This window comes from Marinobacter sp. UBA2498, from assembly GCF_002341575.1.
Classification (GTDB): domain Bacteria; phylum Pseudomonadota; class Gammaproteobacteria; order Pseudomonadales; family Oleiphilaceae; genus Marinobacter; species Marinobacter manganoxydans.
The window spans coordinates 878-1,484 of the sequence record NZ_DDOI01000057.1; the positions used below are offsets into that span (position 1 = coordinate 878).

At 58.5% G+C, this 607-nt stretch carries 1 protein-coding gene; it reads right to left on the reverse strand.

The window, feature by feature from the left end; all coding sequences use genetic code 11:
• Positions 1-61: 61 nt before the first annotated feature.
• Positions 62-607 (reverse strand): IS110 family RNA-guided transposase (locus tag B2W52_RS06780; RefSeq protein WP_286802095.1); only part of this gene is annotated, 546 nt, incomplete at its 5' end.

Genomic DNA, 607 nt, shown 5'->3' on the forward strand with positions numbered 1-607 from the left:
ATCGCTTGCCGTTGCAAGACTCGGCTGGCAGGCGTGTTCTGCCTGTCGTTGCTGCCCGTTATCAGCCCTCTGCAGGCTGTGTTTTAAACTCGGTTTGGTTCATCAACAGCGCCCAGATAATCCGGGCATTCTTGGCCGCCAGTGCCACGGCGGCTCGTTTGTAGCCGCGGCGTTCCACCAACCCTTTGGCCCACTCGCTGAGTTGATCGTTCTTGTCGGCGAGTTTGGCAATCACCGCCCGGGTACCATGAATTAATAGCGTTCGCAGGTACTTGTCCCCGCGCTTTGTGATTCTACCCAGCCGGGGCTTGCCTCCGGTCGAGTACTGCCTGGGCACCAGCCCAAGCCAGGCGGCAAAGTGTCTTCCGCTTTTGAACTGTCTGGGATCCGGCGCACTGGCCAATATCTCGGTGGCTGTTTGGGGGCCGATGCCCGGAATGGCCATCAACCGTTTGGCCTGTTCGTCGCGCCGGGCCATGGCTTCGATTTCCCGGTCATAGGCCAGGATCTCCTCATCGAGCAGGAGAATGCGCTGGTTGATGTTGTTGAGTAAACGCCGGGCCAGCATGGGTAAACCGTTTTCAGCATCTTCCAGGATTTCGGGAAT